Raw genomic sequence first — 25,386 nt, forward strand, 5'->3', positions numbered from 1 at the left:
TATGAAATATAATATTGAATCTGTTGAAAATAATAATCGTCCAGAGAGTTTGATTGATTTTTTAAATTATTTAGAAACAATAAAACGCAAATCTGTAAATACTATAAATGGGTATAAAACTGATTTAACAGTGTTTTTTAGATTTATGATGGTTTACCGTGGCAAAGTCAACTCAGATTTAATTGAATTCGAAGAAATAGATATAAGTAAAATAGATGATGAATTTTTACAAAGTATAAAGCTTAGAGATTTATATGCTTTTCTTTCTTTCACAGAAAAATATAGAGGCAACAGCGCTTACGCAAGAGCTAGAAAAGTTGCTACATTAAAATCTTTCTTTAAATATCTTCAAGGGAAAGCTAAGATGATATCAGATAATCCAGCATCTGAACTAGAATCGCCTAAGTTGGATAAACGTCATCCTGTTTATCTTACTTTAAACCAAAGTATTCATTTGCTGGGATCACTAGAAAAGGATGATAAAAATTATCAACGAGATTATTGTATTTTAACATTCTTTTTAAATTGTGGAATGCGTCTTTCGGAACTTTGCAGTATAAGAAGAGATAAAATCAAAGAAGACACTCTTACAATTATAGGAAAAGGTAATAAAGAAAGAACTGTATATTTAAACGAAGCTTGTTTGAAAGCTTTAGAGAATTATAAAAAGGTTAGAAATGATTCTAAAGCATTACCGGAAAATAAAACATTTTTATTCTTATCTTCAAGAAATTCGCCGATAAGTAAACGAACTGTTGAAGTTATGATAAAAAAACATATAACAAATGCCGGGCTCACTGATGAAAAATATACCCCTCATAAATTGAGGCATACTGCTGCTACTCTTATGTACAAATATGGGAATGTAGATATAAGAAGTCTTCAAAGCATATTAGGACACGAAAATATATCAACTACACAAATTTATACCCATGTAGATGATGATTCATTAAGAGAAGCAGTAAAATCAAATCCTCTTTCAAAATTATAATTCTGCACTCTCCTTCCACATAAAAAAGGCTACTAGTCATAATTTTATACTAGTAACCTTTTATTAATTTAAATAAGATTTTAAACATATGTATTTCTATTCTTATATTTAAGGTATCAATGTATTTCCATACATTGTTTTAAAATGATCAGTATATGCTGGTTCATTGCCTTCATACATTATAAGCGAATTGCCCTTCCTATAATAATACGGCTTTCTAGTGTAATTTGCATCTGTCCCGTTTATTGTTAATCCATTTTGGGAAATTCTGTTCACATCAGTTTGTAAGTCATTAGCAGAATTATATTCATAAACTCTAACTACATCTTTTCCCATTAAATAATCTGTTTCTTTTCCGCCAAAGTAATTTTTATTAGTATTCGCTGAATCTTCAAGTTTATAGCCAGCATTTCTAAAATCATCTCTGAAGTTCGTAGCAGTGTAGTTTAAAGCATTGTTAATAGATCCTGTAGAATTAGTTATATCATTATCTGTATTTCCGGTAGCATTTTTAGTTGTATCTGTATTGTCAGTAGCATTATTCGCAGTATTAGGATTACCGGTAATATTATTACCATCCATATTGCCAGTAGAATTATTTGCGGTATTAGGATTACCAGTAGCATTATTACCTGTTTTTGAATTTCCGCTGCAACCAACTAACGATATTGCAACTATAATAATTGCAACTAAAATAGATTTCCGTTTCATAATAAATCACCCTTTCTTTGAATTGTATTACGATATTATTATGTGAACTACAACGAAAATCTATGCGCAATTTTTAATTATATACTATTATTGTTTTTTTAATTTTCTAATTCCAGGATAAATTTCTTCCGTCATTTCCTCAATATCCTCATCGGCATTTAGGCCTACTTCATCTAAATACTCTATATGTTCAAAAGCATCTTCATATTCTTCTTTAGAATCATCAATTTCATTTGTTGTTTTCCCGAATTTACTGTATATATCTTTTAAATCAAGATTCTCTTCATCTATTTCATGAAGTTCGTCTTCATTTAAAGAAGTTTTTAAATCATTTAAAAACTCTTCTTCTAATAATTCGTTTTCTTCTTTTGTTTTTGCAATATCTTCTATTTTAATGGCTTTTGTATCTATGCCTTCTAGTTCCAAACATTTGCCACAATTATCACAAATCTTATTTTCATAGATATCACAATTATCATCATCTGTATACTTATATGTCATATAAAACACCTCATTTTTCTATTATGGAATATCATTAAATTATAACAAAAATAATTAGCTAAAGCAAATTTTAGACTTGTTATTTATTTTCATGTGCCTAATACATATTTGTTCTACTTTACTTTAATATTTAAAACTAATATGTTTTGTTAAGTTTATTTATATTATATCTTCCCAGTTTATATATTTATTAAGAATATTAATTGTTCTTTCTAAATAATCTTTCTCTACTTCTGTAAATCTGTCAAATTCATCACTATCTAAATCAAGAACACCTATAAGTTCATTTTCTTTAATTATAGGTACAACTATTTCAGAGTTCGAAGCAGCATCGCAAGCAATATGTCCTTCAAATTTATGTACATCTTTAATTAGCAGTGTTTCTCTTTTTGAAGCAGAAGTTCCGCATACACCTTTGCCAATTTCAATTTTAGTGCAAGCTGGCATGCCTTGAAAAGGCCCAAGTATAAGTGTATTGTTTTTTACCAAATAAAAACCACACCAGTTTATTCTCCCTATAAGTACATTAATTAATGCTGAAGCATTACAAAGCTTAGTTATAGGTAAATCTTCTTTATCTTGCATTAACCCTTCAAGCATAACAAGCATATTGTCTAACTTACTCTCTATGCTTATATTTTCAAAGATTTTTATATCAAACATTCTATCACCTTATCTTTCAATTAATTTTAACTGATAATATCAAAATTTAATTTCATAAATTTTGATATTTATTATAAATATAATACTATTAATTTAATATTATGGGAAGAATAATATAGAAGCAGTAAAATTTCAGAACATAAGTTTGCTCTATAGTACAGTAATATGCTATAATAATTAGAAGAATAGTGAGGTGTTTGTTAATGGCAGACGTAAAAGATAAGCAATCAGAAATATATGAATTTTTAAAAACTTATACAGGAAACAAAGGCTATCCACCTTCAGTAAGGGAAATTTGTGAAGCTGTATCTTTAAGATCAACTTCAACTGTTCATGGCCATTTAAAAAGATTAGAAAAAAAGGGCATGATTAAAAGAGATCCATCTAAGCCAAGAGCTTTAGAAATAGCTGAACTTTCAGCTCCCAAAAAAGAGATGATTAATATTCCTATTATAGGTAAAATTACAGCAGGACTTCCAATACTTGCAACTGAAAACATAGAAGATACGTTCCCAATACCATTAGATTATATAAAACATGATAAAGAACTTTTTATGCTTCGAGTTTCCGGGCAAAGTATGGTTAATGTAGGTATCAGAGATAATGATTTAGCTATTATAGAAAGTTCACAAAATGCAATAAATGGTGATATAGTAGTTGCTTTAATAGATGATAGTGCTACGATAAAGAGATTCTTTAAAGAAAAGGATCATATTAGACTTCAACCTGAAAATGATACTATGAAGCCTATTTTAGTAGATGATTGCAAAATATTAGGTAAGCTTGTTGGAATATTCAGATCTTTCATATAAAAACTTATATATATAAAGCAAGTCAGTATTTAGCATTAGTATACTGACTTGCTTTTATATATTATACAATTTTAATTATAATTCATTGAACTTTGCTTTATCTGAAAAAATTATTCTGTTTCTAATACTTTACTTAATCCAATAAGTACACCTATTTTACCATGATCAAAATTTAATCCGCCTTGGATATAAGCTATATATGGTTCTCTCACAGGTCCGTCTGCTGATAATTCAATAGTCGAACCTGAAATAAATGCACCTGCTGCCATAACAATTTCACTATCATATCCCGGCATTGCCCAGGGTTCACACACTGCAAATGCATCTATTGGTGATCCTGCTTGTATTCCACTACAGAAATTAATTAATTTTTTAGGATCTCCAAATTCAATTGCTTGAATTATATCTGTTCTTTTATCACTTGATGATGGAAATACTTTAAAACCTACAATTTCCATTACACGAGCGCAAAAAATTGCAGTTTTTACAGCTTCTATAGATACATGTGGAGCTGAGAACAATCCTTGGTAAAAACTCCTCATAAGACCATATGTAGCGCCATACTCTCCTCCTACGCCCGGAACAGTCAATCTATTTGCAGCAGCATCTACATATTCTTTTTTTCCTACAACATATCCGCCCCCTGGTGCAATCCCACCACCTATATTTTTCATAAGTGAGCCTGCCATAATATCAGCACCAAATTCTGTAGGTTCAACAGTTTCAATAAATTCACCGTAACAGTTATCTATAAATATTATTACATCTGTTCTAACTTCTCTTATATGTTTAATTACTTCTGCTATTTCTGAAACTAAAAATGATTTTCTAGAAGCATAACCTGTGCTTCTTTGAATATGTATAAGCTTTATACTAGGATCTGTATTTAGAGCTTCTTTAATTTTGTCAAATTGAAATTTACCTTCTTTATCTAAATCTACTATATCAGTTTTAATTCCATATTCATCTAATGAACCAGAATTTTTCTTTTTTGACAATCCAAGAACTCCAAGTAAAGTATCATAAGGGAGCCCTGAAACACAAAGTATTTTATCGCCTGGTTTTACATTTCCAGCTATAGCACATCCAATAGCATGGGTACCGCTAACAAAATTCGGACGAACAAGCCCAGCTTCGGTATTAAAAATTCTAGCATATACTTTATCTAAAGCATCTCTCCCTAAATCATCAAGTCCGTACCCAGTAGTATTAGTAAAGTGAGAATCACTTATTTTTTCTACTTGAAAAGCTCTTAGAACCTTTAGTTGATTAAATTCTCTAATTTCATCATATTCTTTAAATTGAACTTCCACCTCTGATATAGCCTGTCTATATATTTCAAATGTTTTTTCGCTTATATTGTAGTTATTAATTAAAAATTCTTCTGTTTTTTTTAGCATATCTAATTTTCATCCTCCAAAATATATAAGTTTAATTTATATAAAATTTTTTTCAGGCTCAAAAATAAATAGGCAAAATTAATGCCTATTTACTAATCTTTTGACCTTATTCATTATCTGCAAATAAAATTGGTTCAATTGGCGTTATAGTTGATATTGAATGCTTATATATAAGCATTTGTTTATTATCGCAGTCTAAAATAACAGTGAAATTATCAAAACCTTTTACAATACCCTTTAATTGAAATCCATTCAATAAATGTATAGTTAATTGTATTTTATTTTTTCTCGCATTGTTTAAAAAAATATCTTGTAGATTACTTTGTTGTTTATTGACCAAAATATAACACCTCCATAAGAAACTTTATTAATAATATTATTATAACGCTAGTTGTTTCTCATGTCATTAATAACTTTATCTAAAATTTCATCATCATCCAATGTATCTTTATCTAAAAATACACATCGTTTGTCTCGTCTAAACCAGGTTAATTGTCTTTTGGCATAATTTCTAGATCCTTGCTTTATCATATCAATTGCTTCATTTAAAGAAATTTTTCCTTCCAAGTAATATAAAATTTCTTTATACCCTATTCCTTGCATTGATTGAATATCTGAATTATATCCCATTTCTTTTAATCTTATACACTCATCTAAGAGTCCTTTTTCCATCATTATATCTACTCTTCTATTTATTCTCTTGTATAACATTTCCCTGTCCATAGTTAAAACATAATAATATACATCATAATTGCTATAATAAAAATCATCACCAGCATTATAAGAGCTAAATGGTTTATTTGTAAGTTTAAATACTTCTAATGCACGAATAACTCTTTTTCTATTATTAGGATGTATTTCTTCATAACTTATTGGATCACATTCTTTTAACATTTCGTGTACATATTCATTCCCTTTTTCTATTGATAAATTTTCTAAGTATTTTCTATAATTCTCATCTTTTTCTGCTTCTGTAAATGTCATATTGCAAGTTAAGGAGTTAATATATAGTCCTGTTCCGCCAGATATTATTGGTAAATTTCCTTTAGCTATAATCTCGTTTAGCGCCTTATCTCCATATTCTTTAAAATCAGCTACTGAAAATGGAACATCAGGAGTTATAGTATCAATTAAATAATGATTAATTCCATCCATCTCATCTTTTGTTACTTTTGCAGAACCAATATCCATATACCTATAAATTTGCATAGAGTCAGCTGAAATAATTTCTCCATTTAATTTTTTTGCAAGTTTTATAGAAAGGTCAGTCTTCCCTACAGCAGTTGGGCCGCCAATTACTAATAGTTTTTTTTTCATTTTTTCATCCTTTCTTTGTTAAATTATTCTCCTAAATTTTTTGTCAATATCAACACTTGTAAATTTTATTATTGCAGGCCTTCCGTGTGGACAATGAAATGGGTCATCAATAAACCTTAAATCTTCAATGAGTTTTATCATTTCATTGAGTTCTAGCTTATCATTCCCTTTAATTGCAGCTTTGCATGCTTTGCTGGCTATAGCATTATGTTTAACTTCACTTGTCTTTCCATTACCTAAGTTTTTAAGATTATCAAGTATATCTAGAAATAAGTTTTTAGGATTAAGTTTTCCTAGAAAATATGGAACTTCTTTTAAGGATAATGAATTTCCACCAAATTCTTGTAAGCAAAATCCTGCTTCTTCAAATACTTTTTTATTTTCTTCAAAGTAAGAATAATCATCTATACTTAAATCAATTACACTTGGAACCATAAGTGGTTGAATTATAATATTTCCATTTTCAATTTCCTTTAAATATTTCTCGAATAATATTTTCTCATGAGCAGCATGTTGATCAATCATATACAAAGTTCCTTCATATTCACCTAATATATAAGTCTTGTTATACTGACCAATTATAGTGATTGGCGGAAATTTCGCAATTGCCTTAGAAATATTACTTTCAACTTTCATTTGTAAAGTTGAATTGTCTATAGTTATATCTTTATCGCTAGTTTCATATTCATAATTAATATCTGTCTTATTAATTTTAATTTCATTTGAATTCTCATTAATTATAGTAGATTTAAAATCTACAGGAATATCAATCACACTTTTATTTAATTCATCATTATTGCTTCTTTTACGTGATAAACCATTTTCATCAGCTGAAGATGAACTATTATAATCAACTAAAGGTGAATTATTATCATTAGTTAATGATGATTTGTTCTCATAATTTAATTTTGAAACATATGTATTTGTATATTTTTCTTCATTAGAAGAATTATCTACTTTTAGATCTTTTCCTTGCTCCATCAAAATTTTAGCAGCTGAATTTGCAAATTTAACTTTTTCCTCTTCCTCTTTTATCTTAAAAGTTATTTCTTCAAAACTTGGAACAGTTGCAGGTTTAATAGTTTCAGTCTCTTCTTTTATAGCAAAAGTTTCAAACACTTCATTTTTCAAGGCATTATGTACTGCTCCAAAAATCTTCTTAAATATCATTCTTTCATCATTAAATTTTACTTCTGCTTTAGTTGGGTGAATATTAACATCTACGTCTTCAGGGTACACTTCTATAAATAATATAAAGAATGGGAACTTACTTACTGTTGAAAAAGATTTAAATGCTTGTTCAACAGCTATTCCAAGTGATCTGTTTTTTATATATCTTTTATTTACAAAAATACTTTGATTATTTCTAGAACCTCTAGCTATTTCCTCTTTCCCCACATATCCATAAACAGTTATAAGATCAGAGGAATCATCATAATAAAGTATATTATCAGTTATAGACTTTCCATATATAGTTCTTATGACATCTTTAAGATCTCCATTACCAAAAGTGTGAAGAATTTTCTTATGATTATTATATAATTCAAAACTAACTTTTGGATTAGCTAAAGCAAGCCTAGTTATTATATCATTTATTAAAGAACCTTCTTTAGATGTAGACTTTAAGAATTTTTTTCTAGCAGGTACATTAAAAAACAAATCACTAACTTCAATTATTGTACCTTTATTTACACCACACTCAGTAACTTCTGACTGTCTTCCACCTTCAATAGATATTTCATAACCGAATTCTGTATTTTCTTGTTTTGATTTTAAATTAACCTTAGCTACAGATGCTATTGATGGAAGAGCCTCTCCTCTAAAACCTAGAGTATGTATATTATAAATATCTTCTGATTTATTAATCTTACTAGTAGCATGAGGAAGAAAAGCTTTATCTATGTCATCTTTATAAATTCCATCTCCATCATCAATAATTCTGATAAGTGATGTTCCACCTTCCTCTATTTCAATTACTATGTTTTTAGAATTAGCATCTATAGAATTTTCAACTAATTCCTTAACTACTGAAGAGGGCCTTTCAACAACTTCTCCTGCTGCAATCTTATTTGCAGTATCTTCATTTAAAATATTAATTCTTTTCAATTTATGACCTCCCTTCCTACTTTCATTTTATACATAACTTCATTTTATGTAAAGTTTAAGGCATTATAATTTTATCTTTATTCAAATGTATTATATCTAATCTAAATAGGAATAACAATTCAAATCATAATTAAATTTTTACATAAGGTACATTCAACAATATAAGGCATAATCAAAAAAATAACAAGTCCATTTGCCAGCCTATTTTCCATCATAAATGAAGCTCGATTCGCTACGCTCACTGAGTAAGCGATTCACACAAAATCATAGATTTTGGTTCACTGCTCACGTCGGCAAATTGACCTAATAGGCCCGCTATGAGGGCAATTAGTCTTCTTGCCTGATAAAAAATATTCATGGCAACTTTGGACTTGTTATTTATTTTCATATGCCTAATATTAAATTACTAATATTTTTTGATAACATGGATAAGCTAATATAGGAATCAACTTATTAAAGAGGAGGCTATTATATGGCAAATAAAAAGTTTTCTAAAAGTGAATCTGATCCAACATCACGAAATTATCCTAAAATTGCAAAGAATAAAGCAAATGAAAAAAGTCCTTACGGAGAAGATGAACCTTCACCTTGTACTACTTATAAATAAGCTATCTATTAGTATACGTTTATAACCATAAAAGCTAAAAAACTAGCCACTCGCTAATTGAGTGGTTAGTTTTTATTAATTTGCCCATCCGAAATCTTTCAATGGATAAAATCTAAATTGAACTTTTCCTTCTATATCATTACTCAATATATAAGGATTTTTCCAAAACCTTGAGTCGTTAGAATTTGGTCTATTATCTCCTAAAAAAAAGTATTTTCCTTCTGGTACTTCAAATATTCCATTATAATCATCTATGTTTTTCACATAATCTTCTTCTAATCGATCTCCATTAACAAATACTATGCCATCTTTTATTTCTATTTTATCACCTGGAATTCCTATTAACCTCTTTACTAATAGTTTATCAAGCTCTTGGGAATAGAATACAATTATACTTCCTCTTTTAGTGTTCTCCATATTATATATTCTACTCACAAGCGCCCTATCATAATCATTTAAAGTTGGAATCATTGAACCAGAGGGTGGTAAAACTATATTAAAAAATAGTATTTTATTTATAAAAGAAGCTATTATTAGAGCGCTAATTATTGGTATTATCCAAACTTTCAAAAAATATCCTATAGATATATTACTTTTTTTATGATACTATTTCCTTCCAAAATAAACACCTCTAAATTATAATTTTAATATTACTCATAATAAAATAGTTAGTTTTTTCAACTATTTTACTATTCCAAAATCTTTGAAAGGATAAAATCTAAATTGTAATTTTCCTTTTATATCAGAACTGTCAACGTAATGGTCTTTCCAATATCTTGAATCAGCTGAGTTTGGCCTGTTGTCTCCTAAGAAAAAGTACTTTCCTTCTGGAACTTTAAATATTCCATTATATTGATCTTTATTTTTCACATAATCTTCTTTTAGCTCTTCACCATTAATAGAGACTATTCCGTTTTTTATTTCTATATCATCACCTGGAAGTCCTATTAATCGTTTTATCAGCAATTCATTATATTCATTAGAATGAAATACAATTATATCACCTCTTTTCATATTTTTCGTGTTATATATTACACTTATAACTCCTTTGTCTTCTTTATTTATGGTTGGAATCATTGAACCTGTTGGTACAACTACATTAAAAAACAGAAATTTATTTATTAAAAAAGCTATTATTAGAGCACTAATTATTGGTATTACCCAATCTTTAAAAAAGCTCCTGATATTTATATTTTTTTTCTTTTGGTTATTAATTTCTTCCAAAATAGATACCTCCTAAAATTATAGTTCATATTTTAAACCTAATATGTAAAATCAATAAGGATTAGATTCTTTAATTTAATCCAAACGTTCTAAATATTATGATTTTAATTTAATTGTAAATTATTCTTTATACTATTATTCAAAATAAAATAGTTCCTCAAATTCTTTATCTAATGCTATACAAATTAATAATGCTAATTTAGCACTTGGGCAAAATTGTCCTGTTTCTATTGAACTGATAGTTTGACGTGACACACTAACGAGTTTTGCTAAATCTCCTTGAGATAATTTTTTTTCAGCACGTGCGACTCTTAATCGATTTTGTAAAATTAATGATTCCTCCATAAGCATCCTCCTTATTTACAATTTAAAATCACAAGATAACAAAATCAAGTAACCAACATATAGCAAAAATACTAAAAAAAACACCTGATAAAAGTAGCTTTTTATTCTTTAAATAATAATATTTATATAAAGATTCAGTTGCACAATAAGTCATAAATATACACCATACATCGCCGTTAGGAATATTCTTATAACGTTTATACATTGCTATTATAACAACTACTAAAGTGAAAACACTCTTAGCATATATTCCTGCTTTCCCACTAATATATTGTTCTCTTTCATCTTCTTCTGTATGCGTATTATACTTTCTATTTCTCTCTAAAATTTCTTCTTTATTCATTGACATCAATCCCTCCGTAATTTAAATATAATATATCATGGGATTTTATCATTGTCAAGTAAACTTGTCATAAAAATATTTAAACTTGTCAAAAATATATTTATACTTTGCAAATAGAATATATACTATAAATTATTACATGGAAATACAACTCAATTTACTATTTATACACAGAAAAAAATTCACAACAACACTTAAACACTTATAGTTAAGTACTGTCATGAATTCACTTAATGGAGCCATTAAAATACATAGTATCATCATCACGTAAATTTTAGGCTAAATACGTGTAAAATAGCTTGCATAGGATTGAATCTTAAATCAAATTATCTTCTTTTAATAGTTTAAATAATGTTGGACTTAAGTTAAATTGCTTCATTAAATTTGTAACTTCACCTAAAGCTTTTTCTTTTTGATCCTTAGATAGTTTAGATTTTGATGCTCTAATTAATATATTTTTAGGAGAATGTGATATATCTATAAACTCTAAAAGTTGAGTTCTATATCCTACAGCTTCTAATAAATTAGCACGAACTGAATCTGTCATAAGGGCTGCAATTCTCTCTTGTATTATTCCATACTTTGTTAATATGGATAATGAATCACTTTTCATTTGAGCATTAAACTCATGCTGGCAACAAGGAACAGAGAAAATCATTTTAGTATTCCACTTTATTGCATTATATAAAGCATAATCAGTGGCTGTATCACATGCATGTAATGTAATTACCATATCAACTTTATTATTGTATTTAAATCCATTTATATCTCCAAGCTCAAAATGTAAATTTTCATAATTATAACGTTTAGCTATATCATTACATTTTTTAATAACATCAGCTTTAAGATCTAACCCTATCATTTTAACATTGATTTTTTTGATTTCTACAAAGTAATAATATAAAACAAATGTTAAATAAGATTTTCCACATCCAAAATCTAAAATAGTAAGTTCCTTAAAATCATTCTTTTTAATTTCATCATCAATAACTTCTACAAACCTATTTATTTGCTTATACTTATCATATTTTGAATTAACTACTTTACCCTCTTTCGTGAAAATTCCTAAATCTATAAGAGGCTGAATAATCATACCTTCTTTTAGTATGTAATTTTTTTCTTTATTATGATCCTTATTAACAAGCTTCGTATTATCATTTTTTTTCTTACTTAATAACAAATTACCTTTTTTAGAAATTTTGAGTTCAAAAGTAGTAGTATTTGACCAAGCTGAAATTTGTTTATAATTTGATGAGAAATATTCTAAAACTTTGTCTCTTAAAACATCAACATCAATATTTTCATGGAATACCTGTTTATCAGTATATTTCTCTATTTGATAATATTGTTTATCATTATTTTCTTTAAACATAAACGTTATCTTGTTATATTCAGCATTTTTATTAATTTTATTGCTAATAACTAATTTAATTATATTTTCTTGCATTATTTCATCTATTGCTTTTTTTAACTCTTCCATTTTTTAATACACCTCGTGTTATTTATTTTAAAAATCTACATTGCTTTTTATATTTCATCCTCATGAAATGATATACAAACCACCTCGCTCTTGGAGGATTATATCGTATTTTAATATATATTACTTCATCTGCTAGGTAATTAGATTTAAAGGTATATATGAATCCTTCATATCCATCTCTATCAGCTTGTGGGCCCTTAGGAACATCATTAGGTGTAAGAGATAATATTGCTTCAACAACATTATCTACAGTTAAACCTCTTTCTTTCAGGAAATTACTATTCTTTTTTCTGCCTCCTGCAAAGGTAAATCCACCTTCTTCACTTGCGACTATTTTTTTAACTTGCTTTAAAAACTCTTTTAAAAATGGATCCTTTATTTTAACTACCTTCTTTCAGCACAAGTTCAATTAATAACTAACATAATTTCACAATATACTTTACCTGAAATACACCAGGTTGATTATTACTTAAAATCGTACACTAATCTATCACCATACTCATAAGAAATTACATTATTTATATTGTTTTCAAGCCAACCAGGTTCTTTATGTGATTCATTTGATATATTTGCACAAGTCTTTCCTTTAAAATTATTAATAACAAGATTAATAACTTCCATTTCATCTTCTGAAAACACAGACATATCATAGTTATTCTTACTTATGATTTTTTTTGTGCTATTATAATCTTCTTCAGTTTCTTCTATATCAAACTTATTGTCTAGCAAGTTTATTATCATCTCATAACCTTTTTTCTCAATAGTTGGTCCAAATTGTTGTTTTACATATACAAATCCTGTTATAGATCTAGTATTCTCTTTATAATTTAGTAAATCTATAAACCATAGGTATTTATTTAAACTTGTTTTATATAAATTATTAACTTTACTAGCTATATAACTTATTAAATTTTCTACAAGTTCCACATCAAATCTTCTGAATCCATTTTCTATACTTTCCTTATGAGAAAATTCATTTTCAAGTAAGCTGATAATCATATTTTCACTTGTACTTTTAAAAGAATTCATAAGTTTAGTATATACTTTTTCATTTATTCTTGAAGATCTATAAGATTCTTCAATTCTCTCTTTAAATGACTCTTCACTTATGCTTATATTTTTTAATATATCGCTGTGACTCTTACTAGGTAATCCTCCATTTTCATACCTATTTATAGTCATCTTTCCCCATCCAAGTATTGAAACTAGTTCCCTTTGTGATAAATTATAATTTTCTCTGAAATTTATAATTTCATTAGGAGTTATTATCCCAGTAAGCTCAGCATACTTTGTATAAATTCTTTTTAAATTATCATTTTCAATTTCAGGTACAAATAATTCTGTTCCACATTCCATACAAACAGCTATATTTTCTTCAATATTAACTTTCTGTCCCTTAAAATCCTCAATAATACTTTTCCTTATGTCATAGTACACTTTTTTATTGCATTTTTCACAGAAGATCATTTTCATAGAAATCTCTCCTTTTTAACTTTTTATTATATTACTATAATAACATATTTCATTATTAAGTGCCACCATTTGATGGCACTTATCTTTTATTATTGACTCTTATTTAAATTTTATTCTTCACTGAGCAAATAAAAAGCCATCACTAAACATTTATTTAATGATGGCTTGTACCAATAGTTTATATCTTATATGTTTTTAGTCTTAAGAATATATATTTAAAAGTATTTTTGTTGTAATTCATTATTTTTATTACCTTTTATTATTGCATTATTAGAAATTCTAATGGTCTAAGTAAAATTGTTTCCTCATCCAAGTTGATTGTTTTACCTTGAAGAAGATCAGTTTTTATACCATATATTTGATTTTGTTTAATATCGTAGGTGCCAACCAACTGATTCTCCTCAGAAAAATTGAAAAGTGCAATAACAGGTTTAAGTTCGCTGCCTTCGGATATTCTAATAAATCCAAAAACATGTTTATTGAATAATTGCATATTTATCTGATTAATTTTCCCATCAAATATTGGAAATTGTTTTCTTAATTTGATTAATTGTTTTGTATCCTCATAAACTTTACTCTTTATTGGATCCTTTGAAATTCCTTTATTCCAATCAAATACTCCTCTATGTAGCCATCTTGAATCATGTGATTTATCACTATTGTGCTCATAGCTATAGTTATTTAACGCCCCAATTTCATCACCGCTATATATCATTGGTACTCCCTTGGATAATAAAATAATTGCATGAATAAGTTTTATACGATTAATCGCTATCTCCTTTTGATAATCATCACTTTCATATACTGCCTTTTCAAGCCCTGCCAAGCTTGCAAGTGTGCCTGTATTCCTAGCATCCATATCTTCTGGATTAAATTCATACAGCCGTCCTCTCGCAAAGCTATCTTGAATGGATCCATTATAAAAATTTATTAAAAACTGTTTATGATTATATGGATCAAAGCCCAATCCTCTAAGAACATTATCTTCAATTCCCCAACCAATATCATCATGACATCGTGCATAATTAATCCAGCAAGTTTCCTTTGGAACATATCTATTTACGGAATGACTTAAACATCTTCCATCCCTAGTAGCAATTGCATTCCATATATCTACCATGTAAGATGCATTGTACAAAAGATTACATTCTATTTTATCATCCTGCCCAAAATACTTGACAATTTCATTAGGTTCTACAATTGCTTCTCCTAATATTGCTGATGATGGTGCAATCATTTTGACAATAATCTGAAGCATTCGTAATAATTTATGTACATTTGGTAGATTTCTACAGTTGGTTCCAAGTTGTTTCCATATAAAAGGTATTGCATCTAATCTTATAAGATCTATTCCTATATTGGTGAAATATAACATATTCTCCGCCATAGCATTAAATACAAGTGGATTTGCATAATTTAGATCCCATTGAAACTCATAGAAAGATGTAAATATCCACTTATTGTAACACTGATAGTAAGTAAAATTTCCTGGAGATACCTTTGGAAATACTTGTGGAACAGTTTGCTCGTAATCTCTAGGAATTTCATCTGAATCATACATTAAGTAAAATTCATCATAAGGTTTAATTCCTTGCACCGCCTTCTGCGCCCATTCATGTTCCTTTGCAGTATGATTCATAACAAAGTCAATACATACTCTAATACCACTATTATGAAAAGCATCAATTACCTTTTGAAAATCGTCCATATTTCCTAGTTTGGGATCAATTTCTCTGTAACTTTCTACTGCATACCCACCGTCATTTTGTCCTTCTCTCGGTTTTAAAAGTGGCATAAGATGAACCAATGTAATTCCAAGAGACTTAAAATAACTAGCCTTTTTAGCCAATTTCTTTAGATTCCCTGCAAATAAATCCACGTAAAGCATCATTCCAACAGTATCTCTCTTTTGAATCCACTGTTCTTCTTCCATATCTCTTTTCTTTAAATTTAAAGGTCTGAGCTTATAATACGATTTAAGACTTAAGATAAGTTGTTCATAAGCTTCATTATTATTATATATTGATTGATAAAGTTCTCTTAACTCATCTTCATTCCAGTTGCTTATTATTGAATTACACATATCAAATACCTCCACATAATTTTTTAATTGAATAATACAGTATTCCATAATACTATTTTTACATAAATAGATAATAATTTATAATTATTATTTTGTACACGTTTACTAATTGTTGTTCTTACACTCTATTATATACAGATAACAAATATATATCAATCGATTGACATATATTTCTCTAATTTATATATATATTATTCTAATAGCTTTTAATCAAATAAAATAACTCTATGTATTAGTAACTTTTATATATAATCTTCTTCTGTTTCTTCTTTATAAAACTTATTATCAAGCAATTTAATGGAGACTTGTGTATAAAAAAATTTAAATCCAATAAAATTAGGCAAACAAATTGTTTGCCTTGTTATTTATTTTCATGTGCCTTATTCATTTTCAAATCTATATATTTAAAATTAGGTAGCTTCTCTAAAACAACATCATATGCAAAATTTATCCAGCTTTTACACTTATTTAGAATAATTGCATCACTTGTTATTACGCAACTCTTAGTTTCTAAAATAACATCTGCATTATTGACTAATTCTACTTTTACCTCATACGAATACTTAGCTAATAATTCTAAAATTCTCTGCTTTAATTTTCCTGTATTTGATACAGGTGAATCTAAATAAAAATTAACTTCGCTTATTTCCATTTCTGCTAGTTTTTCGCCAATAAATTCTATTGCTATATCTGTCTTATCAATAAGTTTATATGTTCCTCTAAGTCCAGCCAAATCTCTTATAGTACCATCCATACATTTAAGCACTGTAGATTCAGACAAGGCAACTTCTAAGGTGATAATAAGATTTAATCCATCAATATAAACTATTTTCCCTTCAAAATCGCTTTTAAGTAATTTATTATTACGTTTTATAATATTCTCTGATTGAGAAGTCGACCTTACAATTGCTAATCTTTGTCTCTCAGATAATAAATAATGATTACCTACAAAGGTTGATGCGCTTTTGATTGGGTATCCTCTTTCTAAAAGCATAAATACATCAGATTGCGCTCTTTTTATTAACTCTAAATTTTTATCACTAAATTCTTTTGCATCTGTGGGTACATATCCCCTTCTTACTTCCTTACTCATACTTCACCTCAAATTATCTCTTTCTATATAGATATTTAAGTATTTCCCTTTACATCCACAATTTATACTATCGTATTATATTTTCAAAAGACCTAATTAATAAAATAGCATCAGTGCTTCATCATATCTAAAGATCACTCGAAAGGTAGCATAGAGGAGTTACTTTGTTGATCATCCATAACTTTATCCAAAACTATAATAAGTGAAAGTATAAAAGCATGGTCTTCATTTTCATCAATATCAATACCATAGGTACATGATAAAGAAAACCACTTTTTACTAATCACTGCACAAATAGAATTATTTTTAGTAATTTCAAAATCATGATCAAATATATTTCCATTTAGCTCATAATATCCATAATTACTTTCGATTATAAATTTAGGTTTAAAAAATGTGAATTGTTTCTTTATTTTAGCAGCCTGATTGCCTTTTGAATCATATATATAATATTCAGGAAGAAACCTAAGAAGTTTTTGCTCAATATAATAAAGTGAATTACCATTTAAATCTTCAAGGTTAAGCTTGTGACCAAGTGATAAAAACTTTCCTCTTACATTAAATATAGATTCATCGTACTCATTTTTAATAGTAAAATCATCAGTGAATGAAAATAACTTTTCTCGAACTTGATATTTCATACTCTACCCCTTTTTGCTTTATTGTACCATAAATTAAAATACATCCAATAATATATTTATAGATTAATTAATTATATGCTGTAGTTTTCTTATAACTTTCTAATCATAGTTTTCATAATAATTAAATTAAATTAAAAATGGTTATGTAATTTTATAGATACATAAAAAGCTTAAAGTAAAAAAAATTCTACTTTAAGCTTTTTGATTTAGTTTATTATAAATTGAAATATCATTATTTACTTAGTTATAATTGATATTTCTTGATTATAAAGAGCTTCAACTTCCTTATCCGTTAATGCAGTATTATATATGGATACATTATCAAATTTTGCATTTGATATATCTGCATCTCCCCAAATATTACCACTTCCAACTCTAACATCAATCATATTTGAAAGAAAGTCATTTGTAAAGCATGCTGCTAAATCTTTTTGAACTCTTGAAACTTCATTACCATCCACATATACAACAATGCCTTCTGAATTTACTGTATAAGTTACATATTGCCATGTATTTGCTTTTAATGGTTTTGTAATTTCTGTTGCATCTGCAAATGCACCATTAGCATTAATTCTAGAGTATAAGTTTGCACTTATTCTAGTAATAGGGAATTTAACACCACCATTTGCCTCAAACAATGCACTATGTTCAAAATAGTTAGGATCTGTAGTATCTACGTTTACCCACATACCTACTGTATATCCGTTATTTGTAATTCCACTAAATGTGTCACTTGGCAACGCTAAATAGTTAGTTTTTATAGCTCCCTTTGCATTTTTTATATTAAGTACTTTTCCTCTATTTGTGTCTTCTAAAATAGATGCTGCCCCTACTAAAGTTGCTTTTCCACCTTTGCTTCCGCTATTTACAACTTCAGATGTATTTAATGTACTAAAATCGTATTTATAACTTGGTGTAACATTAAGCTTATCTAATTTTCCCTTAACAAGAACATTAAATGTTTTAGTATAAATTTCTTTACCTTTAGATATTTTAGCTGTAAGTATTACATTTTCATCTTTATTTGTACGATTTACTCCTTGACTACTAAAAACACTTGGAGAATTTGAATACCATGAAATAGTTGTATCATATGCACCTACTGTAGGTAATGTTATATTTGTTTTTGTGCTACTTGGAATTTTACTCTCTAAAGGACCAGCTGCATACTTAACTGCTTCACTATCTTTTAAATCAAGCTTACTTCCCCAAATACATTGATTATTACTACCAACAGCAGTAAATGTCATTACTTTAGATACATTTTTAGATTCATCTTGTTCTTTAAAGAAAACTCCTTTATAAGTTACTCCATCTATAGTAACATTCATATAATATGAGCTATCTTTCATGCTCCAAGTACCAGTTACATCACCAGTTACCGTGTAATCTGAATTTAGTTTTACAGTTAATGTATCTGACATTGCAGAAGTGTTTGCATTACCATGGTTTATAAATTGATAGTAGCCAACAACTTCATCCTTTGAATATCCGCCTTTAGAAATTTTATCACCACTATATTCATAAGGTGCTACTACTGGCCATCCTTCTTCGTTTATAAACATTTGATGAACTCTAACTTGATGTTCCTCTGTACCTCCATTAAATCTTGTATGATAAACAAGATACATTTGTCCATCTGAATCAATAAATGAAGAATTGTGTCCAGCTGCTTTATATCCTACGTCTAAACAATCTAATTTGTAATTACTAATAAGTTTAATACCACAATAAGCATTATCTACATTACCTGGCAGAGCAGCATTGTTTCCAGCCGCATCTAAATATGGACCATTTGGATTCTTTGATCTAAACATTCTAATATTATATCCACCATTTGCAGCTAAACCAGCATAAGATTCATATAAATAATAATAACCTGTTGCCTCATCATAAACTATTTCTCCACCTTCACCCGATTTAGTATATCCACCTGATATCCTAGTTCCAAAATATCTATCAGTAAGATTACTTGTATCGGTATTCTCATCTTTTCCTGGATATATTGGAGTTCCTGTCTTTTTACCCATTTTTAAAATATATGTTCCACCAGACCAAGAACCATAATTCATCCAAAGTGTTCCATCCTTATCATAAAATAATTCAGGATCTATAGCATTAGGAGCATAGCTTGTATTATATCCGCCATCTTCTGTAAACCATTTCGAATTTGACCCTGTTAATGTGCCATTGCTTATTAGATTTTTAATATTTGTATTTAGATAATTAGTATTTTTGCTACTTCCAGCATCATAAGCATCTGATTTCGTAAAGCCAGAATATAAAATAGTATCTACATAAGTATATGGACCTTCTATATTTTGTGATACAGCATAACCTATAGCTGAGCGCTTATAAGTTGAAGAGGTACAATAATACATCATATATGCCCCTATTTTTCCATCTTTATTCACATAATCCTTATTCCAAATAACACTAGGTGCCCATACAGAATAGCCCCCTTTGGAATCTGAATCGTTTTCACCAGCCCACGCAAAAGAACCAGCTAAGTTTTTTGATAAATCTCCAAATATAACATTATTAGGTGTAGTGTAACTATTAGTGAATTTTGTCCAATTCATCAAATCTGTAGATTTTGCTCCTTCTATATGTGAACCGAATACATAATATGAATTACCATCCTTTATTATAGAAGGGTCATGCACGGATACACGATCTTTAGCTTTTATTGTTGATTCCTTTCCAGTACTTGTAGATGATTGTCCACTTTGAGTTATTTCTTCTGCAAACACAGTGCTTGGATTGATTAGTGTCGTAACTATCATTCCAGTCACTAAACATGACATTAACTTTTGCAATTTTTTTCTGTTCATAAAGACATCCTCATTTCTTTTTAAATTTTTAAATACAATGAATTCAAATAAATGTTTTATAAAAATCTAAAACATTTTAGATTTTTATAATTTAAATTATATTAGTCCTTGTCCATAAAAGCAATATTTATCATTCAGTTTAATACGACTTATATCTACATTCTCTGCGCTTATAAACTAAAAAAAAATTCACGAGAAATTATCGTGAATTTTCTAATGAAGGCAAAATGTAATCTACAAATCACAAAAGTATTCTGGCAAATCTTTTATTATCTAGTTCATTTTCTTTTAAAAACTTAAGAATATCTTTTAAATAAGTTTCGTCATGTTCAATTTCTTTTGTTAAGCTTTGAATTGATCTTATTATATTTTCCTTTGAAATTTCCCCATTATAAAGATATTGCCCAACTAGGTAAAATCTTATATAAGAGAATCTAACAAGCATCATAATATAGCTATCAAATATTACATCACTTTCTGAAAATGGAAAAAGCTCCTTAAACATGTGATTAACTAAATAATTTTCAAAAATGTAGCTGTATTTTCCAAAGATATTCTCTTCGCATATATCATAAGCATTTAGGTATAGCTCAGAGTTTTCCATTAAACTCTTATGTTCATTAAATCTAAATCCTGATATAACTTTTTCTATACTTGATATAAAATAATTACTGTTACAGTTGTTTCCTAATATAACTTTTATTATATTAAATTTAGAAAGATTACTATTACAGTTTTCAAAGACATTTAGTTTATCCAACATTTTTTTATAAAATGATACCTGAAGCATGTAATTTGTTTTATCTCTTTTAAATTCACCACTAAAAGACTTAATATTATATGTATTTACAAATTCAATTACTTCGTTGTAGTTATAACATAATTCTTTTCGTGTAATTTCTAAAAAAGATCCAAGCATATATAATCTTTCGCTCAATTCATAGTTTCTATTTTTTATAATATTAATGCTAATTTCTCTTATTTCTTTTATGTATTTAAAATTTGTATAGTCAAACATCTTGTCATTAGTATCTATCTTCATGGATAAAGTATACTTCCCTAGAGCTTTTTCGCCTTCTTCAAATTCTATTCCTTCTTCTTTTAAAAGTATAATTCTTGCTACCTCAATGCAGGAAACATCGAGGGACATTTCATAATAATCATTTACTTTATTTACAACTCTTGGATAATTTGCACAGACATTTGATAAGTATTCTTTTCCAAGTTTAGATTGAATAACACAGTACTTATTTTTACTTAGAAAAGGACAATTCTTACCATTTTTCAATTTTATTTGGCCATAATCTATATTATCATTCTTACATTTATCCTTTATAAAGATATTTTTATTAAGGAGTTTATGAAATTTTTTATCTTGAACATTCTCATATTGCTTAAAGGTGATTTTATCAATATGTATATTCCAGCTATTGCAACAGTTATCTTCACAGTTTCCTCCAACACACTTAAATTCATTAACATATGTAGGATATATGATTTTAATATGTTCTTCCACTTTTATCTCCTATTGATTTAATATTTTACATATCTTATATTTCAATCATATTTTAATTTTAAATCAACCTAAATCTTTATACACATATCCAAAAGCCTAAATCTGTTATTCACCATACTTTTTATCATATTTCACCTGCACTTTTATATCAGGATGATACTTACAAAACTGACTAATTACAAAATAACAGCTTGGACAGGGCTCCCATTTACTATACAAAATAAGATTTCCTTCATTCTTTAATACTTTTGCTTCTATTTGCCTATGTATTTCTTCTAATATCTTTTTTTCACTATCAAAGATTCTGTTATATCCTATACCTAATTTACCTAATTTATTAACTTTACAACTTTCAAAAATTGCAGAATCTTGTGGTGGTTCGGTACAATAATTTGTTATATTATTACTACCACTTATTGCTTTAAACTCCTTATTATCAAATACTGCTACGGCTATATTTATAGTGTCCTGTAATGCTTTGCTTTGATCTATTTTAAAAGTTGCTTTTTCATTTCCGTAAGGTTTCATATATTTATTTAGATTCTTTATTAAACGTTGCATTCTTGGTATGTCACTTTTTAAATGATGGTGATACTCTACAGAACCCTTCTTTGGTTTAATATAATGACAACTTATATGCTTCGGTATTTCTATTGATATAGTCTTTATTTTTGTTTTAGCGTTATATTTTTCGTTTACGCTTTCTTTTTTAATAATAACCATTTTTTTCAATAGTTCAATATCTTTTGCATAAAGATAATCTTTATCTAATTCCTTTTCTAAATCCTCTAATCTTGCTTTTTCTTCTTTACTTATTCTTATTATAGATATTTTACTTTTTATTTCTTCTATGGCTTTTTGGATATCATAAACATTATCTTGAGAGCTCATCTCTCGTTCATATTCAATTCTATCTATAATTAGTTTTTTTACTTCACTTATTTTTTCACATAGTTTATTATGTTCATTTTCAAACAATATCATTTTTTCTATATAATCAATAAAGTCGCGTGCATTATCTGCTCTATAAGTAATAGCAGCTTCCTCAAGGCAATTATATAGCCTCTCTATTACGCTATTATCAAGTTTAAAAGTCTGTGTCATTTTCTCTTTAAAATTTTGATCATCGAATTCATTTATAATATATCCATCTCTTTTTAATGCATCCTTAAAATCATTTATATTGCTAATTTTTAGTCGTTCTCTTTTTTTCTTATTTATAATCATATTTCTTTGTGTCATATTCACCTCTTATTTTTGGAGTCCATATTGGAAAATTAAATCAATTAAAATTTTATTATATTAAAGCAAAAAATCGGGATGGTGCTAGCACCTTCCCGATAAAAACACTAAATGTTTTTGTTCCATACTCATATTATATACACTGACAATAAAGATAGTCAATTATTATTTTTATAAATTTATACATATTCCTTCAACTGCAACAACCTCTCCTTCTTTATTGAATACAGGAAATTCTGTTACTTCAAACTTTATTCGTTGCCCATCTTTATTGAATACTTCTATATGGTATGAAGGTTGCTTAACACCCTGAATAGATAGGGCTGTGTATTGCTCCCCTTGATTGTTAATTGGATTATCTGTAAGGAACTTAGTGAAATCTGTTAAAAACTCTTTTTCTGTATATCCTAAAAGATTTTTTATAGAAGGACTTACATATTTCATTACACCGTTTATATTATGGCGATAAAAAAAACATCCTTGTTCACTATCTATGTTTGCAGCATCATTCATGGATTTAATTATATAATTAGTAGATTCTTTTGAGTGTTTTACTACTTCACTCATAGAATTAGAAAATTCTTCTGTTGTTGCAACGGCTTCTTCAGTACAAGCCAAATTTTCTTGTGTTATAGCCGATAAATCACACATAATTTGAAGTACTTTTTCTTTTTTAGTCGCCATATCTATTCCAGCTTCATTAATTTTATCTATTATGTATTTAATTTCATCAATTTCATTGTTAATTCCAGTAAATTTTTCTATTGTGTCTTCTACTATAAGAAACTGATTATTAAATTCTTCTTTAACCACCCCTATAGCTTTTACAGCACCATCTGATTTACTTTGAAGATTATGCACAATTTCATCAATTTTCTTTACCGATTCAGTTGTCTGTTCAGCCAATTTTCTAATTTCTGCTGCTACAACAGAGAAACCTTTCCCAGCCTCCCCCGCTCTTTCTGCTTCTATTGCTGCATTTAAAGCAAGTAAATTAATTTGTTTTGATATCCCTTTTATCATATTGCTGGCTTCATTTATTTCTGCTGCATTATCATTTGTTCTATGAATAAGATCATAAATTTCTTGCATTGAATTTCCACTTACTTTGGTTTTATTTATTAAACTCTCAATGGTCTGACTTGCTTCATCTTTAAAAATAATTACACCATCAATTTCTTTATTAACAGAATAAATATATTTTTTAATATTATCAATAATTTCTCCAAGTTCTACTGCAACATTTTCTCCATCTTTAGTAACTTTAGCCTGTATTTCTGTACTTTGCGAGATATTATCTATAATTTTATTCACTTCACCGAAGCTCAAATTAGAATCATTTATGATTTCCATGACTTTATTTAATGCGCTTTGAACGCCTTCTGAAGTAACAGAAATATTTTTAAGCAAACTCTTCTTGTTATCATTTTCCTGTTTTAGTTTGTTTTTACATACTTTTATTACCCTATAATTTTTTGAAAATAAATAAGTAATTATTCCAATATATAAAATAATAATTGCTGACTCCAAGAATTCCTTTGAAGCAATACCATGTATAAATAATATGACTCCCAAAATAATGCTAATAGATAAAAGATTTTTATCCTCTTTCCTTTGATTATACAATTTTTTAAAATTAGTCATGACTTACCACGCTCCCAATCTTTTTAATAATAAAAGTCCAATAAAGTTTGCTATTCCTTCATTGGACTTTCTTTGATTTATTTGATTTTTTAAAATCTAATTGCATATGAAAAAACTTCCTAGTATAAATTCCTCATATTCTTAACTTTATCATAAAGAATAAAAAAATATTTTCTCTTCTTTTAATTATAATAGTTTTACAATAGATTTATTGTAAAAATCGGAACTTTAATTCAATATAGTGTTTTACTGATAAAATAGTAACCAATTCTTTTGTTCCGAAATTTACAATTCTTTAAAGATTCAAATCTGTTATTATGTAGAAAGAAGCTTCTTACAAACATATAATTAAATATTATT

Annotated in this window: 23 protein-coding genes; 3 read left to right on the forward strand and 20 right to left on the reverse strand. The window is 27.7% G+C overall.

Annotation, left to right across the window (positions count from 1 at the left end):
- The first annotated feature begins 1 nt into the window (after position 1).
- On the forward strand, positions 2-991 hold the full coding sequence (locus psyc5s11_RS13510; protein ID WP_224038088.1) for a tyrosine recombinase XerC: 990 nt from the start codon (positions 2-4) through the stop codon (positions 989-991).
- Between the two features lie 108 nt (positions 992-1,099).
- Here psyc5s11_RS13510 and psyc5s11_RS13515 read toward each other — a convergent pair whose 3' ends face one another.
- The 3 genes from psyc5s11_RS13515 to psyc5s11_RS13525 all read right to left on the reverse strand — a co-directional run bounded on the left by psyc5s11_RS13515 (position 1,100) and on the right by psyc5s11_RS13525 (position 2,866).
- Positions 1,100-1,702 carry a hypothetical protein gene (locus psyc5s11_RS13515; protein WP_224038089.1) on the reverse strand — a complete coding sequence of 201 codons (603 nt, stop codon included), beginning with the start codon at positions 1,700-1,702 and terminating at the stop codon, positions 1,100-1,102.
- A gap of 87 nt (positions 1,703-1,789) precedes the next feature.
- Positions 1,790-2,203, reverse strand: coding sequence for a hypothetical protein (locus tag psyc5s11_RS13520; RefSeq protein WP_224038090.1), 414 nt, complete (start codon positions 2,201-2,203; stop codon positions 1,790-1,792).
- A 159-nt stretch (positions 2,204-2,362) separates the two neighbouring features.
- A complete protein-coding gene (locus psyc5s11_RS13525; protein ID WP_224038091.1) occupies positions 2,363-2,866 on the reverse strand; it encodes a GAF domain-containing protein in 504 nt (167 codons plus the stop codon).
- Positions 2,867-3,069: 203 nt separating this feature from the next.
- Here psyc5s11_RS13525 and lexA point away from each other — a divergent pair, with 203 nt between their 5' ends.
- On the forward strand, positions 3,070-3,678 hold the full coding sequence (lexA, locus tag psyc5s11_RS13530; RefSeq protein WP_224038092.1) for a transcriptional repressor LexA: 609 nt from the start codon (positions 3,070-3,072) through the stop codon (positions 3,676-3,678).
- 110 nt (positions 3,679-3,788) lie between these two features.
- Here the strand turns inward: lexA and psyc5s11_RS13535 are convergent, their stop codons facing one another.
- The 4 genes from psyc5s11_RS13535 to mutL all read right to left on the reverse strand — a co-directional run bounded on the left by psyc5s11_RS13535 (position 3,789) and on the right by mutL (position 8,501).
- On the reverse strand, positions 3,789-5,078 hold the full coding sequence (locus tag psyc5s11_RS13535; RefSeq protein WP_224038093.1) for a methionine gamma-lyase family protein: 1,290 nt from the start codon (positions 5,076-5,078) through the stop codon (positions 3,789-3,791).
- A 106-nt stretch (positions 5,079-5,184) separates the two neighbouring features.
- Positions 5,185-5,418: an RNA chaperone Hfq gene (hfq, locus tag psyc5s11_RS13540; protein ID WP_224038094.1), complete on the reverse strand. Its 234-nt coding sequence runs from the start codon at positions 5,416-5,418 to the stop codon at positions 5,185-5,187.
- 47 nt (positions 5,419-5,465) lie between these two features.
- Positions 5,466-6,395 carry a tRNA (adenosine(37)-N6)-dimethylallyltransferase MiaA gene (gene miaA, locus psyc5s11_RS13545; protein WP_224038095.1) on the reverse strand — a complete coding sequence of 310 codons (930 nt, stop codon included), beginning with the start codon at positions 6,393-6,395 and terminating at the stop codon, positions 5,466-5,468.
- 18 nt (positions 6,396-6,413) lie between these two features.
- Positions 6,414-8,501: a DNA mismatch repair endonuclease MutL gene (gene mutL / locus psyc5s11_RS13550; protein ID WP_224038096.1), complete on the reverse strand. Its 2,088-nt coding sequence runs from the start codon at positions 8,499-8,501 to the stop codon at positions 6,414-6,416.
- Positions 8,502-8,973: 472 nt separating this feature from the next.
- On the opposite strand from mutL, the gene psyc5s11_RS27890 reads away from it, so the two are divergent.
- Positions 8,974-9,108: a hypothetical protein gene (locus psyc5s11_RS27890; protein WP_258712453.1), complete on the forward strand. Its 135-nt coding sequence runs from the start codon at positions 8,974-8,976 to the stop codon at positions 9,106-9,108.
- 75 nt (positions 9,109-9,183) lie between these two features.
- On the opposite strand, the gene lepB (psyc5s11_RS13555) is transcribed toward psyc5s11_RS27890, so the two are convergent.
- From lepB (psyc5s11_RS13555) to psyc5s11_RS13615, 13 genes are all read right to left on the reverse strand, one after another.
- The gene (lepB, locus tag psyc5s11_RS13555; protein WP_224038188.1) at positions 9,184-9,696 is read right to left on the reverse strand and encodes a signal peptidase I; all 513 of its coding nucleotides are present in this window, start codon (positions 9,694-9,696) and stop codon (positions 9,184-9,186) included.
- 93 nt (positions 9,697-9,789) lie between these two features.
- Entirely contained in the window at positions 9,790-10,332 is a 543-nt protein-coding gene (lepB, locus tag psyc5s11_RS13560) for a signal peptidase I (RefSeq protein WP_224038097.1), read from the reverse strand.
- 135 nt (positions 10,333-10,467) lie between these two features.
- Positions 10,468-10,677 (reverse strand): helix-turn-helix transcriptional regulator, encoded by a 210-nt coding sequence (locus tag psyc5s11_RS13565; protein WP_224038098.1) that lies wholly within the window; start codon positions 10,675-10,677, stop codon positions 10,468-10,470.
- Between the two features lie 28 nt (positions 10,678-10,705).
- Positions 10,706-11,020 (reverse strand): DUF6442 family protein, encoded by a 315-nt coding sequence (locus tag psyc5s11_RS13570; RefSeq protein WP_224038099.1) that lies wholly within the window; start codon positions 11,018-11,020, stop codon positions 10,706-10,708.
- A gap of 316 nt (positions 11,021-11,336) precedes the next feature.
- The gene (locus tag psyc5s11_RS13575) at positions 11,337-12,500 is read right to left on the reverse strand and encodes a class I SAM-dependent methyltransferase (RefSeq protein WP_224038100.1); all 1,164 of its coding nucleotides are present in this window, start codon (positions 12,498-12,500) and stop codon (positions 11,337-11,339) included.
- Positions 12,501-12,965: 465 nt separating this feature from the next.
- Positions 12,966-13,973 (reverse strand): type II TA system antitoxin MqsA family protein, encoded by a 1,008-nt coding sequence (locus psyc5s11_RS13580; RefSeq protein WP_224038101.1) that lies wholly within the window; start codon positions 13,971-13,973, stop codon positions 12,966-12,968.
- 259 nt (positions 13,974-14,232) lie between these two features.
- Complete coding sequence (locus psyc5s11_RS13585; RefSeq protein ID WP_224038102.1) at positions 14,233-16,056, reverse strand: alpha-amylase family glycosyl hydrolase; 1,824 nt, start codon at positions 16,054-16,056, stop codon at positions 14,233-14,235.
- A gap of 361 nt (positions 16,057-16,417) precedes the next feature.
- Positions 16,418-17,149 carry a DUF434 domain-containing protein gene (locus psyc5s11_RS13590; RefSeq protein ID WP_224033052.1) on the reverse strand — a complete coding sequence of 244 codons (732 nt, stop codon included), beginning with the start codon at positions 17,147-17,149 and terminating at the stop codon, positions 16,418-16,420.
- A 134-nt stretch (positions 17,150-17,283) separates the two neighbouring features.
- Positions 17,284-17,790 (reverse strand): LURP-one-related/scramblase family protein, encoded by a 507-nt coding sequence (locus tag psyc5s11_RS13595; RefSeq protein WP_224033053.1) that lies wholly within the window; start codon positions 17,788-17,790, stop codon positions 17,284-17,286.
- Positions 17,791-18,026: 236 nt separating this feature from the next.
- The gene (locus psyc5s11_RS13600) at positions 18,027-20,624 is read right to left on the reverse strand and encodes a lipocalin-like domain-containing protein (protein ID WP_224033054.1); all 2,598 of its coding nucleotides are present in this window, start codon (positions 20,622-20,624) and stop codon (positions 18,027-18,029) included.
- 241 nt (positions 20,625-20,865) lie between these two features.
- Complete coding sequence (fliB, locus tag psyc5s11_RS13605) at positions 20,866-22,140, reverse strand: flagellin lysine-N-methylase (RefSeq protein WP_224033055.1); 1,275 nt, start codon at positions 22,138-22,140, stop codon at positions 20,866-20,868.
- Positions 22,141-22,245: 105 nt separating this feature from the next.
- On the reverse strand, positions 22,246-23,382 hold the full coding sequence (locus tag psyc5s11_RS13610) for a deaminase domain-containing protein (RefSeq protein ID WP_224033056.1): 1,137 nt from the start codon (positions 23,380-23,382) through the stop codon (positions 22,246-22,248).
- 171 nt (positions 23,383-23,553) lie between these two features.
- Positions 23,554-25,026: a methyl-accepting chemotaxis protein gene (locus tag psyc5s11_RS13615; RefSeq protein ID WP_224033057.1), complete on the reverse strand. Its 1,473-nt coding sequence runs from the start codon at positions 25,024-25,026 to the stop codon at positions 23,554-23,556.
- Positions 25,027-25,386: the final 360 nt, after the last annotated feature.

It is taken from the genome of Clostridium gelidum (assembly GCF_019977655.1).
Lineage (GTDB): Bacteria > Bacillota > Clostridia > Clostridiales > Clostridiaceae > Clostridium > Clostridium gelidum.

Excerpts from the sequence above, each read along its gene's own strand:
- psyc5s11_RS13535 (WP_224038093.1), bottom strand. The coding sequence starts at position 5,078 with ATGCTAAAAAAAACAGAAGAATTTTTAATTAATAACTACAATATAAGC.
- psyc5s11_RS13520 (WP_224038090.1), bottom strand. The coding sequence starts at position 2,203 with ATGACATATAAGTATACAGATGATGATAATTGTGATATCTATGAAAAT.
- lexA (WP_224038092.1), top strand. The coding sequence starts at position 3,070 with ATGGCAGACGTAAAAGATAAGCAATCAGAAATATATGAATTTTTAAAA.
- psyc5s11_RS13570 (WP_224038099.1), bottom strand. The coding sequence starts at position 11,020 with ATGAATAAAGAAGAAATTTTAGAGAGAAATAGAAAGTATAATACGCAT.
- psyc5s11_RS13615 (WP_224033057.1), bottom strand. The coding sequence starts at position 25,026 with ATGACTAATTTTAAAAAATTGTATAATCAAAGGAAAGAGGATAAAAAT.
- psyc5s11_RS13515 (WP_224038089.1), bottom strand. The coding sequence starts at position 1,702 with ATGAAACGGAAATCTATTTTAGTTGCAATTATTATAGTTGCAATATCG.
- psyc5s11_RS13510 (WP_224038088.1), top strand. The coding sequence starts at position 2 with ATGAAATATAATATTGAATCTGTTGAAAATAATAATCGTCCAGAGAGT.
- psyc5s11_RS13590 (WP_224033052.1), bottom strand. The coding sequence starts at position 17,149 with ATGAGTAAGGAAGTAAGAAGGGGATATGTACCCACAGATGCAAAAGAA.
- psyc5s11_RS13575 (WP_224038100.1), bottom strand. The coding sequence starts at position 12,500 with ATGGAAGAGTTAAAAAAAGCAATAGATGAAATAATGCAAGAAAATATA.
- psyc5s11_RS13580 (WP_224038101.1), bottom strand. The coding sequence starts at position 13,973 with ATGAAAATGATCTTCTGTGAAAAATGCAATAAAAAAGTGTACTATGAC.
- miaA (WP_224038095.1), bottom strand. The coding sequence starts at position 6,395 with ATGAAAAAAAAACTATTAGTAATTGGCGGCCCAACTGCTGTAGGGAAG.
- psyc5s11_RS13525 (WP_224038091.1), bottom strand. The coding sequence starts at position 2,866 with ATGTTTGATATAAAAATCTTTGAAAATATAAGCATAGAGAGTAAGTTA.
- psyc5s11_RS13610 (WP_224033056.1), bottom strand. The coding sequence starts at position 23,382 with ATGACACAAAGAAATATGATTATAAATAAGAAAAAAAGAGAACGACTA.
- psyc5s11_RS13595 (WP_224033053.1), bottom strand. The coding sequence starts at position 17,790 with ATGAAATATCAAGTTCGAGAAAAGTTATTTTCATTCACTGATGATTTT.
- psyc5s11_RS13600 (WP_224033054.1), bottom strand. The coding sequence starts at position 20,624 with ATGAACAGAAAAAAATTGCAAAAGTTAATGTCATGTTTAGTGACTGGA.
- psyc5s11_RS13565 (WP_224038098.1), bottom strand. The coding sequence starts at position 10,677 with ATGGAGGAATCATTAATTTTACAAAATCGATTAAGAGTCGCACGTGCT.
- psyc5s11_RS27890 (WP_258712453.1), top strand. The coding sequence starts at position 8,974 with ATGGCAAATAAAAAGTTTTCTAAAAGTGAATCTGATCCAACATCACGA.
- psyc5s11_RS13585 (WP_224038102.1), bottom strand. The coding sequence starts at position 16,056 with ATGTGTAATTCAATAATAAGCAACTGGAATGAAGATGAGTTAAGAGAA.